Raw genomic sequence first — 13,669 nt, forward strand, 5'->3', positions numbered from 1 at the left:
GGCCAGGGCGGCGACGGCGGGGACGGTGGCGACGGCGGGCGTGCCGGTGCCGGCGGTCGGGGAGGGCTGTTCGGTTCGTCGGGCACCAGCGGAACGGCCGGCGACAGCGGGCAGGGCGGCGACGGCGGCCACGGCGGGGACGGCGGCACCGGCGGAAGCAGTGGAACCGGCACCGCGGGTGGATCCGGCGGGTCCGGGCAGTCCGGTCACTCGTCCACGGGTCAGAAAGGCGGCGCCGGCGGCGACGCCGGGTCCGGTGGCGCCGGCGGCGACTCCGACTCCGGAGGTGCCGGCGACTCGTCGGACTAGACCGGTGGGTCGTCGTCGACACCTGCTGGCGGCTATCTCGGTGAATACTGTTGCACTGCAACGGTCTGACGGCGTGAAAAGACACAGCGCCCGGGCCGGCGGGAGGCCGGCACCGGGCGCTGCGCGGTGATGTTCGGATCAGGAGTTGGACATACCCAGGCTCGATGCGAAGTCCGGGTTGTTCTCCAACCAGGTGGTGACCGCCTGCGGCTCGTTGCCGCTGCCGGCGTTCTGGATCTCCTCCTCGAGTGAGGCGAGCTGCTCGTCGCTCATCGTGAAATTCTTGATCCACTCGGTGACCTCAGGGAACTCCTCGCTGAAGCCCTGCTTGCCGATCACCGAGAGGGTCTCGGCCTCACCCAGCGATCCCATCGGGTCCTCGAGGTCCTTCAGGTCGTAGGCGCTGTAGGCCCAGTGCGGATGCCACAGCGTCACGACGACCGGTTCCTGGGCGTCGATGGACCGCTTGAGCTCCTGCAGCATCGCCGGGGTCGACGAGGTCGTCAGTGTGTACTCGCCTTCGAGTCCGTAGTCGGGGATGACCTGGTTCTGGGACGCCTCGGTCAGCCCGGCGCCCGCCTCGATGCCGACGATCTGGTCGTTGAACTCACCCGCCCGGCCCTGGAGGTCGGCGATCGAGTTCACGTCCTCGACATAGGCGGGCACGGTCCACTCCAGGGAAGCGTTGTCATACCACTCACCGAGCGTCTCGACCTGATCGCCGTACTGCTCCCAATAGCTCTGGTGGGTGGTCGGCAGCCAGACGTCGAAGAACAGATCCAAGTCGCCGCGAGCCACGCCCGCGAAGAGTGGCCCCACCTCGAGCTGTTCCATCTCGACCGTGTAGCCCTGCTTTTCGAGCAGGTCGCTCCACAGGTAGGTGACGGCGATGTCCTCATCCCACGGGATGTAGCCGATCGACAGGGCTTTGTTCTGCTGGGAGTCGCCGTCGCCGGAGTCGCCGGTGCCCGAATCTCCGCCACTACAGGCGGCGATGAACAAGCTGGCTGCCAGCAATAGGCCGGTAGCCCGAGCCAGTCGCGAAGACCTACTGTTGCGTTGCACGTGTGGTCCTTTCGTGTGCTGTGGGTTTTCTCGGCCCGCCCGCAAGCGGGATTACGGCGCGAGTTCGGCCTGGGCCGGGCCTCGCGCAGCCGTGGTCACGGTCGTGGGTGCCGTCCTTTCTTCGTACCGTGGCCGCGGTCGACCGGGCACGGGTTTCGAGCTTTTCTTCGGCCGGTCATGCGCTTTCGGCGGCCTGTTCGGCCTTCTTGACCGCCGAACGGTTGCCCAGAGCCTGGGTGAGCCGATCGAGGTAGATCGCGAGCAGGACCACCGCCAGGCCGCTGGCGCCGCCGAGGCTGATGTCGGTCTTGGTGATCGAGGAGTACACATCCTCGCCCAGACCGCCCGCACCGACTAGGGCCGCGATGACCACCATCGACAGCGCGAGCATGATCACCTGGTTGATCCCCGCCAGGATGGTCGGCAGCGCGAGCGGAATCTGGATCTTGGTCAGGATCTGCCAGCGCGGCGCGCCGAACGCTTCACCGGCCTCGATCATCTCCTTGTCGACCTGCCGGATGCCGAGCTCGGTCAGCCGCGCTCCCGGCGGCATCGCGAAGATCACCGTGGCGAACATCCCCGGAACAACACCGATCCCGAAAAGTGCAAGTGCGGGAACGAGATAGACGAACGGCGGCAGTGTCTGCATGAAGTCGAGCACCGGGCGCAACATCCTGGAGAAGCCTTCGTGGTTGGCCGCCAGGATCCCCACCGGCAGGCTCACCGACACCGCGACCGCGGTGGCGATGAGCACCAGCGTCAACGTCTGCATGGCGTGTTGCCAGAAGCCCATCGACACGATGAGGGTGGTGGCCAGCAGCGCGTAGATGCCGAACTTCCAGCCGCGCAACCACCATCCGAGGCCCGTCAGCAGCGCCACCATCACCAGCGCCGGCAGGTACAGCAGTGCGCTCGACAACCCGTCGTAGACCGAGGTTCCCAGATCGCTGAGGAAGTTGAAGAACGGCAGGAAGTTGTCGTAGAGCCAGTCGACGAACGCTTCGAATGCGTCACCGACCGGGATCTCGGGCACGACGGTGCCCTGCGCGCTCAGGTGCTCAACCACGATCTGCCTCCTGTCCGGCGTGCGCCGCCGGGCCGTCGTCGCGGGCGGAATCGGCCGCGCAGCCGCCCAGTGCTGCCAACAACCTGCCGCGCGAGATCGCGCCGAGCAGCCGATCGCCGTCGAGCACGGCGATCGGCAGCGTGTGCTCGGCTGCGGGCACCAGCAGTTCGGCGATCACCGTGTCGGGAGTGGTGGTGGCGATGTCGGAGTGCACCGCGCGCTCGATGGTCGGTTCCCCGCGGGCCGCCGCGTCGTGGACCTCGTGTTCGAGGATCGCACCCAGCAGGCGATCGTCGTCGCCGGTCACGAAGGCGGTGCCGGCCCGGTGCTCGCGGAGCACCTGCAGCGCCTGCTGCGGGGTGGCACCGGCGCCGACGGTGAGGGCGGGTTCGTCCTTGACCACACCGGCGGTCAGCACCCGGGTGCGGTCGACGTCGTGGACGAATTGGGCGACGTAGTCGTCGGCCGGCGAGTCGAGGATGTCGGCGGCGGTCCCGATCTGCACGATCGCGCCGTCCCGCAACACCGCAATCCGATTGCCGAGTTTCATGGCCTCGTTCAGGTCGTGGGTGATGAACACGATCGTCTTGTGCAACGAGCGCTGCAACTCGAGCAGCTGATCCTGCATCTCGCGGCGGATCAACGGATCCAGGGCCGAGAACGCCTCGTCCATCAGCAGCACATCGGTCTCGGCGGCCAGCGCGCGGGCCAGGCCGACGCGCTGGCGCATGCCCCCGGAGAGTTGAGCCGGCAGGCTCTTCTCCCAACCCGACAGGCCGACCATGTCGAGCGCCTGCTGGGCTTTCTCGAGCCGTTCGTGCTTGGCGACCTTGCGGACCTCCAGGGCATAGCCCGCGTTGTCGAGCACCGTGCGATGCGGAAACAGGGCGAAATGCTGAAAGACCATGCTCACGGTGCGTTGCCGAACCAGGCGCAGCTCGTCGTCATCGAGGCTGGTCAGCTCGCGGTCGTCGATGAACACCTTGCCCGCGGTCGGTTCCAGCAGGCCGTTGAACATCCGGATCAGGGTCGACTTCCCCGACCCCGACAGGCCCATCACCACGAACGTCTCACCGGGCTTGACGTCGATGTTCGCGTCGATGATGGCCGGGGTGACGTCCAGCTCGTCACGGACCTTGGCGCGATCTTCGCCGGCCTCCAGCCGGCGCACCGCTTCTTCGGACCGACGGCCGAAGACTTTGTACAGTTTTTCCGTTCGTAGAGTGGGCACATTCCTCGCTAACGATCGACGATGGCCGGCCAGCCAGGCTTCTACCGTAGGCCGACCGGTCCGACCTCGCGAATGCTTCGGCCCTGTCCCGGTTACCGCCGTGCTGGATTCGGCGGTCGCCGCGCGGGATCGGTGGTGCGTCGTCGACACCTGACCGCCCCACCGACCGCCTGCTCGCGGGGAGGGCGGATAGGTCAGGGGTAGGTCAGACTAGGATCGTAGGTTTCCGGTGGCGCGTCCGACGTGAGCCGCAATGGTTGACCGATGACCCAGTCGGGCTCGCGACCCGTGATCGACCTCGGCTTTTGTCCGTCGCCCACGGCGACCATATCGGGCATGTCCACCCCGACGTTCTGCACAACGTAGGTGGTATTGCCTTGTTGCACCGTGACATCTCCGGCAAGCCTCAGCACCGCCGGAGCCTTCCAGACGATGAACCGTCGCTGTGGGGGAGCGGTACCGGTGAACTGGCGGACGTACCTGCGACCGGTGGTCCAGGTCGCGTTGAACTCCGCGCCCACCTCGACACCGATCGCGTCGAGGATCTTGGCACTGGCCTTGCCGGTTATCTTGAAGCCGAATGACCACTGGTGGCTGACTTCAAAGCTGTCCGAGGGCAGCGGCTCACTCTGGGTGGCGTTGTAGTTGTCGTAGGGCGGAAGCGCCTGCTGGAATTTGCCGTAGACCTTGCTGAGGGTCCTCGTACCCCATGTGCAACTGACGTTGTCCAGGGCGCAGTATTGCTGCATGACCGATTCCTGCAGCGGCGGGTCGTCGGGGCCGATCACCCGTTTGGTGCCTGGACGATCCAGCAGGACAACTGTGTTCGTATCCAGATAGAACCCGCTTGGCCCCCCACCGCCATCGCCCAGGTCAACGTTGCCGCTGTTGCCGGGGGTGCATGAGCCCGAGCACTTCACCACGCCCGACGTCGTCGGGATGAACCGCTGCGGCACACCCAGGTTGACGGTGTAGGAATACGGATCAACCAAGGTGTTCGTCGTGGTGAAGGTGAGTTCTACGTTGGACCAACGCCCGTAGTTCAAAATGACGTTGAATCTCAGCGATTCGTTGGGGTCGAGGATCGTGCCGCTCGCGGGCGAGTCCTGCAGCAGATCCTGGGCAGATGAGCCGTAGGACAGCTGAACTGGTTCGACCGAGTGGTTGTAGACGTCGAACGGATACGTCACCGCAGCTGTCGCCGCCGCTGGCGCTGTCGAGCCTGCAGATCGCTGTTGTGCGGTCAGGTCCGCTGATGCCGGAGATGCGGCCGGGGTGACCTTCGGTACGGTCACGGTGACTTTCACGACGGTGGGAGCGGTGCTGTCGAACAGCCGCTGTCCGCGGTCGTCCACGCGGACCATGAAGCTGTCGGTTCCCCCGGTCGCGGCCAGCTCACTATCCGGATCGACCCGGTAGTAATAGCCGCCGTCGTCGTCGATGATCGCTGAGCCGGATTCGGGCTGACCGACGATGGCGTACTGCAAGGCGTCGCTGTTGGGGTCGGCGGCGTTGAGCGTGCCCAGCACAACTCCGGTCGCTTCGTCGCTGAACACATCGATCGGTTTGACGACCGGGGCCTTGTTGACCAGCCAGTTCTCGAGGGTGTTTCGCGTGGACTGTGCCCAATCCGGCCACCGACGCGGAGCTTGGTACGTCACCGGTTCGAGGGGGATCGGAGCGGGCTCGACGTAGTCGTCCGGCGTGACCGGATCCACCCACACCGGTACGTAGAGCGTTTCGGGCTCGACGCTGTCGAAGACCTGGAAGCCGGCATCGTCGGCGACAACCGTGAAGCCGTCCCAGCCGCCGGCGAATGCGAATTCCCGGTACGGGGTGTAGGTGAACAGCCCGGTCCTTGGGTCGATGGTGACAGTTCCGTCGTCTGGTGCGTCGACGATCGTGTACACCACCCGATCACCGTTGGCGTCCACGGCATTGAAGGAACCTAGGACGACACCGGTGTGCGGATCCTGCTCGATGCGTTCGGGTGTGAACTGCGGGGCCTTGTTGTGGACCAGAAGCTCGAGTGAGTTCCGCGCGGCGGTCGCCTGCCCGGCGAGCAGCAACGCCGCCACCGTCCACAAAGTGGGTGAGGTCGCCGGAGAGGGAGTTTCACCGGAAATGGTGGCTATCGTGGTGCGCTGTTCGACGACTGTCAGTGGGCGGGCGAGCTGCGGCTTCGTGGCCTCCTCGACGGGAGTCGTCCCTGACGAATCGACTGTTGCCGCTGCCGTCTTCTCCATCGATGCGGCCGGATCTTCGGGGGTCTGGTCGACGGGTTCGCTTATTCGAGCCGGTGTGCCCTTGCCGGTGCGCTGCCGGGTAGCGCCGGCCACCGCGCGTTCGTCCGGCTCGTCGATGTTCGTTGATCGGTGTAGCGCCTCGCGCGTAGCGGGTTCCTCGGTGCGCACGGCGCGCTTGTCGCGGTCTGATTCGACGTCGGGATCCTCGTCGGAGACATCGACATTCTCGTCGGCGTTGTCCTCTTCGGTGACGGTCGGGTCCGCACCGGTGTCGTCCTCACCGGCTTCCTCCGCATCATCCATTGCCAGCGACGAGCCGTCCTCGGAGGCGTCGAGGCTGCTGTCCTCGTCCCGGTCGTGGTCACCCGACGTTCTGGACGGGGCTTCGTCGGCGCTGTCGTCGGCGCTGTCGTCGGCGCTGTCACTGCCGCCCTCGCTCGAGCCCGCTCCGCCTGCCGATTTCGGAGCGTCCGAGTCGCTTGACGGCGTCGCTGAGCTCGACGACGCGCCATCGTTGGTCCCGGTGTCGGCCCACGCCACTCCAGCACCGCCGACTGCGGCGCCGATTCCCAAAGCCACCGCCAGGGCCCCTACCCGCCCGACGAATCCTTGGTCCCCCATTGTCGGATCTCCGTCCTGACGGCGCGCAGCTCCGAGCAGTCCTCGGGTTCCAGCGCATGGCATACGGGCATTGGGTGGGCGGCTGCGCAGGTGGTCTCGACGGGGCGATACCGCCGACATCGCCGGTGTCGAAGCGCACCAGCGTCACCCTCGCTTGGTGCCGGCATCCGAGCCGCAAGTGCCTGATCATCCTAGGTGCTCAGACCCATCTACCAGGTAGAAAGGTAGCAGCGCGCGGTCGCGGCACACACGAAGAGCGGGTTAACTTTCGCTTACGTAAACGGTTGTGCCCTCGCTGCGCTCTGCTGAGATGACTGCGTTCCAACGGAAATCCGGCGCGTCAGCGGCTAGGCGTGGGGTCAGCGGGAGCAGTCCAGCGACACGGTGATGGTCCGCTTGTCGACCACCTTGACCACGTCGTCTCCGCGACGAATGACCCGGGTCTGTTCCCGCGGGTTGCGCACATCGGTCACGACGCATTCCTCCAGCGGCGCCCCGCCCAGTCGGTCGACCCTGACGTCGAAACCCTGGGCCTCGAGCAGGGCGATGGTGGTGGCGGCGTTCTCGGTGGCGGCGCTCGCGACCGCCGCCGGCGCGAGGAACCCGCCGCAGGCCGCCGCGACCATTCCGCTCACTATCAGCAACGTTGCACGCATTGCCGTACCTTTCTGTCGGCGCATCTGTCGTCACGTTCGACGGGACAGCGGCCGGAAAGGTTCAATCCTCGCCGCGCAGCACCGGGGCGCGGGCTCGCGGGTGCCCGCCCCGATGATGCGGAGGTGTGGGCGCGGTTCGACGATGAATCTCGGATTCCACGCGGTGGCGGCGCCCGTTTCGCGCTAGGTTCGTCGTGTCCGGCTAACCGTTCGAGGTTTGGGAACCGACCATGGAACTGTCCATCCGTCCGTGGGTCACGACCGGGATTGCGCTCGTGGGCGCCAGTGCCATCGCCGTGGCGCCGGTGGCGCCGCCGCCCGACGTGCAACTGCGCGCCGCCGTCACCCCGGTGACCTCCGAGGTCGCGCTCGTCGACTCCGAGATCCCCTACATCTTCACCCTGCCGGTCCTGCGGGCCCGGATCGGGTACTGGCTCGAGCAGTGGGAGGTCTTCCTGCAGGGGCTGGCGTTGTCCGGCGTCGGCGTGGTCGAGACGGTCGCCGGACTTCCCGACGTGACGATCACGATCATCCAGGAACTGGCCGACCTCGATTTCCAGGCGGCGTTCAACACGTTCGTCACCGCGGTCACCGACGCGGTGGTCGACATTGGCGAGCCGCTGCTGACGTCCTGGATCTGGCGCCAGCAGAATGCCCTGGAGGTCGACGTCGCGTTGGTCGAAGCGTGGCCCACAGCCATCATCGACGTGGCCACCGGCTGGCTGAACGCGGCTGGCGAGGTGGTCAACGCGTCGCTGCAGGGTGCCGGCGAGGTCGCCCAGGCGATCCTGACGCTGAACCTGGAGAACATCGTCAACGCGGCTGTCGAGGCGACGCAGGGCCTGGTGGCAGCCTTCGGCACCGGTGCCGGTCTGGTCGTCGCCGGGATCGAGTCCGCCCAGATGGCCCTCGCGGCGGCGTGGATGGCGGGCCCGCCGCCGCCGTTCGGCAGCGAGGCGCCGGCTGCCGAGGTGCCCGACGCGGAGGCGTCGTTCGTCACCCTCGATGCCGGTGAGCCCGGCGAACAGGGCACCGATGGCGCTGCCGGCGCGCAGGACAGCGCGGAGGTGCCCGGGACCGAGGAGCCGGCCCCGGTCGGGGACGACGTGGCGCAGCAGGCGCCCGAGGATGCGACCGGCGCCACCGAGGACGCCGCGGTGGACACCGCCGAAACAGAGGAGCTCGAGGAAATCGAGACCGAGGAGATCGAGGAGTCGGGTAGCGAGGAGACCGACATCGAGGAAACCGGCAGCGAGGAAACCGGCAGCGGGGAAACCGAGCTCGAGGTGGTCGACGACGACACCGCCGAGGCCGCCGACGACGAGTCGTCGGATCCGCAGAGCGACGACGGCCCGGCCGGGTCGGCGTCCGCCGGGTCGGCAACCGGTCACCCCGGCAAGACTTCCGGAAGTCCGACATCATCTGCCGACTCGGACGACTCTGAAAGCGACGCCGACGCCGCCTGACGGCTCAGGTTCGCCCGTCCCGACAAGCCGAGGAGACACATGGCGCGCATCGAGCAGGCGGCTGGCTTCGCCGAGATCCCCAAATCCGAACTGGGTGAGGGCGATCGCATCAACCTCGGCGTGGCCGGGATCATGTCCCGGCTGCCCGACGTGGCCGCCGCGGTCGGCGGGGTCACCGGTGCGCTGAATTCAGCTGGTGTGCTGCCCCGACGCCTGATGGAACTCGTGCGGCTGCGCATCGCCTTTCACAACCAGTGCCGCAGCTGCATGTCGATCCGCTACCAGAGCGCGATCGACGACGGACTCACCGATGACGCCGTGTGCGCGCTGGAGCACCCGGTCGACGCGCCGGATCTGACCGACGCCGAGCGTGCCGCGCTGCGGTTCGCCGACCTGTTCGCCACCGATCACCTCGCCATCGACGACGCGGTTTACGACGACCTGCGCGGCCACTTCAGCGAGGACGCGCTGGTGGCCCTCGGCCTGCACTGCGCGTTGTGTGTCGGGCTGGGAAGGCTGGCCGCGACGTGGCACGTCGTCGACGACGTTCCCGAGGAGTTCCGCCGCGACGGGGGCGCGCTGCCGGCCCCGTGGGCGGGCGGCTCCTACGTCGCCTCCGGATAGGGACTCCGGACGGGGAATCGTCCTCGCGCGGACAGCCGGCGTCGGTACCTCCGAAGTGAGGAGTTCCGTTGGCGGCCAACGTAGACTAGCCCATGGTGTCGAAAGATCTGTGGCTCAACGAGTCCGAGCAGCGAACCTGGCTGAACTACATGCGGGTCTACCATCGGCTCGAGTACGAGATGAACAGCCACCTGCAGTCGGAGTGCGGCCTGTCGCTGGGCGACTACACCGTCATGAACGCGCTGTCCCAGTACCCGGGGCGGCGGGCGCCGCTGACTGCGCTGGCGACCGCCATCGGTTGGGAGCGCAGCCGCCTGTCGCACCACCTGCAGCGGATGACCAAGCGCGGGCTGGTTGACCGCGTGCGCTCGGAAACCGATGGCCGGGTCACCGACGCCGCCCTGACGGCCGGCGGTTGGGAGACCCTGCGTCGGGCGGCGCCGCTGCACGTGGCGCGGGTTCGCAGCCTGTTCTTCGCCGATCTCAGCGGTGAACAGGAGGCCGACCTTGCCGACATCCTGTCCACCGTCTACGAGACCATCCTGCGGGCCGGCACGCTGCCGCGTCCGGATCTCTAGACCTGCTCCGCGCCGCCGTCGGCGAACAGTTCCGCACCGGTCATGAAGCTGCTCTGGTCGGAGGCCAGAAACAGTACGACGGAGGCGATCTCGGAGGGCTGGCCTATCCGCCCCATCGGCACCGTCGCCCGCTGTTGTTCCAGCAGCGCAGCCTGTTGTCCGGCTGGAGCGAGTTCTTTGAGCCCACGAGTCTCGATCGGACCGGGGACCACGGTGTTCACCCGGATCTTGCGGTCGGCCAGTTCAGCGGCCCACGTCCGGCCCAGTGACCGAATCGCGGCTTTCGATGCCGCGTAGGCGCCGAACGAGGGGGTACCCCGGGATGCCGCCGTCGAGCCGGCGAGCACGACGGAGGCTCCTTCGTTCAGCAGTGGCAGCACGCTCTGGATGGTGAATACGGTGCCGCCGATGTTCCTGTTCAGGGTGTCGGCGAGGTGTTCGACGGTCTCCTCCTCGAGAGTGGCGAACTCGCCTCCACCGGCGTTGGCGAACACGACGTCGAGGCCCCGCCCGGCGGATTCGATGGTCTCGACAAGGGTTTTCAGATCGGAGGCGCTGGTGATGTCGCTGCGCACTCCGGTCGCTGACGCGCCGATCGATGCAGCGGCCTCGTCCACTCCGGCCTGCTGTCTGCCGGTCAAGAAGACGTGCGCGCCTTCGGCGGCCAGGCGTTGTGCAGTGGCCAGTCCGATGCCTGATGTTCCGCCGGTGACCAGCGCGGTCTTGCCGTCCAGCTGTCCCATGGTGTGCTCCTTTGCTTGTGAAGGTGTCCACCCGGCAGAACTACGTGACATGTCACTCTATTCCCGTGTCTAGGCTCAGAAGGCGCCGGCGGCCAACAATCGGCAGGCCGTTTCCAGGTCGGCCAGCGCCTCCCGGGCACTCAACGCGCCGCCCACGGTCCAGGTCATCACGCCGAACGCGGCCTGCTGGATGAGCCGGGCGCGACGCACCTGCTCGGGATCGGCCACCCGCACGCCGGCGGTCCGCACGATGAGGTCGCGCAACGTCGGGTCGTCCTCAGCGGCGCCGGACTGGGCCCGCACGATCTGGGTCGAGGTGATCATCGCGTGCGCAAGATGGTTGTACCGCAACAGATTCCGGCATGCGGTCACCATCAGAGCAGTGATGTCGTCGACGGCGTTGCCGGTGGGCGCCGGCGGCCGGAACCGCGCCACCTGATCGGTGAGCACCGCGGCGAAGATGTGGTGTTTGGACGGGTAGTAGCGGTAGAGCGTGCGCAGCGCCACGCCGGCCTCGGTGGCGATCTCGCAGGCATGGATGTGGTCGAGTTCGCGCGCGGCGCCCAGCCGCGCTGCGGCGGCCAGAATGGTGGCCCGCCGGCTTTCCTGCTCATCGCTGGCCGGACGCGCGGGTGCCCGGCGCTCGCCGATCCGCGCCACCTGATCAGTATCGGGCGCGCCCGGGCCGGTGTCCGCCCGGTACCGATCAGTGGGACCGGTCCGGTTCGAGGCCGCGCCGGCGGGCCACGATGAACCGATGTCCTACGCGAAATACGGCCCCTGGGCGGTGATCGCCGGCGGGTCGGAGGGGGTGGGCGCCGAGTTCGCCCGGCTGCTGGCCGAGGCCGGCGTCAACCTGGTGCTCATCGCCCGCAAGCCCGATCCGCTGCACGCCACCGCGCTGATGTGCCGCCAACTCGGTGCCCAGGTCCGGACGCTGGAGCTCGATCTGACGTCCCCCGACGCGGTGGCGGGCGTGCTGGCCGAGACCGACGGGCTCGAGGTGGGTCTGCTGATCTACAACGCCGGGGCCAACACCTGCAGCGCAGAGTTCCTCGACGGCGACCTCGCCGACTTCGGCCGGGTGCTCGACCTCAACGTGGTGACGATGATGAGGCTGGTGCAGCACTACGGGCGGGCGATGCGGGACCGCCGCCGCGGCGGCATCCTGTTGGTGGGGTCGATGGCCGGCTATCTGGGATCGGTTCGGCACACCGTCTACGGCGGGGTGAAGGCATTCGGGAGAATCTTCGCCGAGGGTCTGTGGCTGGAGCTGCGCGACCACCAGGTCGACGTGCTGGAACTCGTGCTCGGGGTCACCCGCACACCGGCGATGCAGCGGGTCGGCCTCAACTTCGACGTTCCGGGTCTGCGGGTGGCCGAACCGGCGGAGGTGGCCAGAGAAGGGCTGGACCGGCTGCCCCACGGGCCGGTGCACGTCGCCGGGGGCAACGGGGAAGACGTCGAGCGGCGCAACGGTGCCGACCGCGCCAAAGTGGTGGCCGGCACCCACCGGATGATGCAGCGGCTACTCGGCGCCGACTGAGACCCGGGTGAGTGCCCGTCTGATCCGGGCGGCGGCCGCCGCCACCAGTGAGCGCTCCCGGTGCGTCACACGACCCGTGGTGGTGACGATCCCGACCGACGCCCGGTTCCCGACGGTGGCGGCCACCGCGACCAGCCCGGCGGCGTAGTCGCCGTCGCACACCACCGGTGTGGCGCGGGCCTGGTGCAGCTCACCCCACCACCCGGGCCCGGGCGCAAAACCCGGCCGGCTCTGGTCGAGCTCCGTGGCGGCCTCCTCGGGTGTGAGGCCGGCCAATGCGGCGATGCCCAGCGCCAGGTCGTGTGCGGGGCTGCGCATGCCGACCGCGGTGGGCACCTGAGTCGATATCGAACCGCCGAGCTTGTCGAGGTGCACGATGTCGCCGCGGTCGAGCACGCCGAGGTGCACGACGGCTCCGGTGCGCATCAGCAGTTCGTGCAGTGCCGGAGCCGCCGCCGCGCGGATCCGGATATCGCCGACCGGGTTGACGGGCCACGGCAGCGCCCGCAGTCCGAGCCCGTAGCCGCGCGCGCAATGGGTCAACCAGCCCAGCCGGACGAGCTGGTCGAGGATGCGGTGTGCCGAGGACCGGGGCAGGCCGGTGCGGGCGGCGATGTCGTCGAGTGTCAGCAGCCCGGTGCTGCCGCCGAAGCAGTCGATGATGACGGTGAAGCGGTCCAGCATCGACGACGGCGGGATGCCGGACAGTGTCGCAGTCATCCACCACCTCGCCCGTCGAAACGAGAATTGATTCTACCAACGGTGAGGCTAGCGGTCCCGATCACCGGGACGCAAGCACCGACCGGGCGCCCGAACCGTTACAACGACACGGTGCGGATCGGACTGTCCACCCCGGTGGTGATGCAGCTGCCCGGGGTGTCCTCCGCCTGGGAACAACGGGCCGGTGCCGACGATCTCGCGCGGATCGCCCGCACCGCCGACGAGCAGGGGTTCGACCATCTCACCTGCGCCGAACACATCGCCGTACCCGCCGCCGACGCCGGCCGGCGCGGATCGACCTACTGGGATCCGCTGTCCACCTTAAGTTTTCTGGCGGCCCACACCAGCCGGATCCGGCTGACCACCGCCGTGGTCGTGCTCGGCTACCACCACCCGCTCGAGATCGCCAAACGCTACGGCACCCTCGACCGGCTCAGCGACGGGCGCCTGGTGCTCGGCGTCGGGGTGGGATCGCTGGCCGCCGAGTTCGACCTCCTCGGCGCGGTTTTCGACGGGCGCGGTGAGCGCGCCGACGAGGCCATCGCGGCCATTCGGGAATCACTGTCGAACACCGAGCCCCGGTTCCACGGCGACTTCTACCGGTTCGACGGGTTCGCGTTGCAACCCTGCGCGGTCCAGCCTCGGGTGCCGATCTGGGTGGGTGGGCGCACCCAGCGTTCCCTGCGCCGCGCGGTCGAGCTCGGCGACGGGTGGATGCCCTTCGGCCTCGGCGCCGCGCAGCTGGCGGCCATGCTGTCGAAGGTGACCGCGCCGGCCGGGTTCGACGTCGTGCTGCCG

General features: G+C 68.1%; 13 protein-coding genes and 1 pseudogene. 6 read left to right on the forward strand and 8 right to left on the reverse strand.

What is annotated here, in order from left to right:
- Positions 1–309, forward strand: a pseudogene (locus ACXAID_RS22890) (PGRS repeat-containing protein); the annotation flags it as partial.
- Positions 310–447: 138 nt separating this feature from the next.
- On the opposite strand, the gene ACXAID_RS22895 reads toward ACXAID_RS22890, so the two are convergent.
- The 5 genes from ACXAID_RS22895 to ACXAID_RS22915 all read right to left on the reverse strand — a co-directional run bounded on the left by ACXAID_RS22895 (position 448) and on the right by ACXAID_RS22915 (position 7,194).
- Positions 448–1,326 carry a glycine betaine ABC transporter substrate-binding protein gene (locus tag ACXAID_RS22895; RefSeq protein WP_475024481.1) on the reverse strand — a complete coding sequence of 293 codons (879 nt, stop codon included), beginning with the start codon at positions 1,324–1,326 and terminating at the stop codon, positions 448–450.
- 223 nt (positions 1,327–1,549) lie between these two features.
- Positions 1,550–2,440, reverse strand: coding sequence for an ABC transporter permease (locus ACXAID_RS22900; RefSeq protein ID WP_475024482.1), 891 nt, complete (start codon positions 2,438–2,440; stop codon positions 1,550–1,552).
- The gene (locus tag ACXAID_RS22905; protein WP_475024483.1) at positions 2,433–3,611 is read right to left on the reverse strand and encodes a quaternary amine ABC transporter ATP-binding protein; all 1,179 of its coding nucleotides are present in this window, start codon (positions 3,609–3,611) and stop codon (positions 2,433–2,435) included. The genes ACXAID_RS22900 and ACXAID_RS22905 overlap by 8 nt, the downstream gene beginning before the upstream one ends.
- Positions 3,612–3,865: 254 nt before the next feature.
- Positions 3,866–6,538 carry an Ig-like domain-containing protein gene (locus tag ACXAID_RS22910; protein ID WP_475024484.1) on the reverse strand — a complete coding sequence of 891 codons (2,673 nt, stop codon included), beginning with the start codon at positions 6,536–6,538 and terminating at the stop codon, positions 3,866–3,868.
- A 359-nt stretch (positions 6,539–6,897) separates the two neighbouring features.
- Positions 6,898–7,194, reverse strand: coding sequence for a hypothetical protein (locus tag ACXAID_RS22915; RefSeq protein ID WP_475024485.1), 297 nt, complete (start codon positions 7,192–7,194; stop codon positions 6,898–6,900).
- A 230-nt stretch (positions 7,195–7,424) separates the two neighbouring features.
- Between ACXAID_RS22915 and ACXAID_RS22920 the strand changes: the two genes are divergently transcribed.
- The 3 genes from ACXAID_RS22920 (at position 7,425) to ACXAID_RS22930 (ending at position 9,862) form a co-directional block, all read left to right on the forward strand.
- Entirely contained in the window at positions 7,425–8,660 is a 1,236-nt protein-coding gene (locus ACXAID_RS22920) for a hypothetical protein (RefSeq protein WP_475024486.1), read from the forward strand.
- A 39-nt stretch (positions 8,661–8,699) separates the two neighbouring features.
- On the forward strand, positions 8,700–9,284 hold the full coding sequence (locus ACXAID_RS22925) for a carboxymuconolactone decarboxylase family protein (RefSeq protein WP_475024487.1): 585 nt from the start codon (positions 8,700–8,702) through the stop codon (positions 9,282–9,284).
- A 95-nt stretch (positions 9,285–9,379) separates the two neighbouring features.
- The gene (locus tag ACXAID_RS22930; protein WP_475024488.1) at positions 9,380–9,862 is read left to right on the forward strand and encodes a MarR family winged helix-turn-helix transcriptional regulator; all 483 of its coding nucleotides are present in this window, start codon (positions 9,380–9,382) and stop codon (positions 9,860–9,862) included.
- On the opposite strand, the gene ACXAID_RS22935 is transcribed toward ACXAID_RS22930, so the two are convergent.
- On the reverse strand, positions 9,859–10,605 hold the full coding sequence (locus ACXAID_RS22935) for an SDR family oxidoreductase (RefSeq protein ID WP_475024489.1): 747 nt from the start codon (positions 10,603–10,605) through the stop codon (positions 9,859–9,861). The genes ACXAID_RS22930 and ACXAID_RS22935 overlap by 4 nt on opposite strands.
- A 75-nt stretch (positions 10,606–10,680) precedes the next feature.
- Positions 10,681–11,265: a TetR family transcriptional regulator gene (locus ACXAID_RS22940; RefSeq protein WP_475024490.1), complete on the reverse strand. Its 585-nt coding sequence runs from the start codon at positions 11,263–11,265 to the stop codon at positions 10,681–10,683.
- Positions 11,266–11,362: 97 nt separating this feature from the next.
- On the opposite strand from ACXAID_RS22940, the gene ACXAID_RS22945 reads away from it, so the two are divergent.
- The gene (locus ACXAID_RS22945; protein ID WP_475024491.1) at positions 11,363–12,151 is read left to right on the forward strand and encodes an SDR family NAD(P)-dependent oxidoreductase; all 789 of its coding nucleotides are present in this window, start codon (positions 11,363–11,365) and stop codon (positions 12,149–12,151) included.
- Here ACXAID_RS22945 and ACXAID_RS22950 read toward each other — a convergent pair.
- The gene (locus ACXAID_RS22950; RefSeq protein WP_475024492.1) at positions 12,134–12,871 is read right to left on the reverse strand and encodes an IclR family transcriptional regulator; all 738 of its coding nucleotides are present in this window, start codon (positions 12,869–12,871) and stop codon (positions 12,134–12,136) included. The genes ACXAID_RS22945 and ACXAID_RS22950 overlap by 18 nt on opposite strands.
- Positions 12,872–12,982: 111 nt before the next feature.
- Between ACXAID_RS22950 and ACXAID_RS22955 the strand changes: the two genes are divergently transcribed.
- The coding region (locus ACXAID_RS22955) for an LLM class F420-dependent oxidoreductase (RefSeq protein WP_475024493.1) at positions 12,983–13,669 on the forward strand (687 nt) is incomplete at its 3' end.

This window comes from Mycobacterium sp. ABE4_509, from assembly GCF_056160785.1.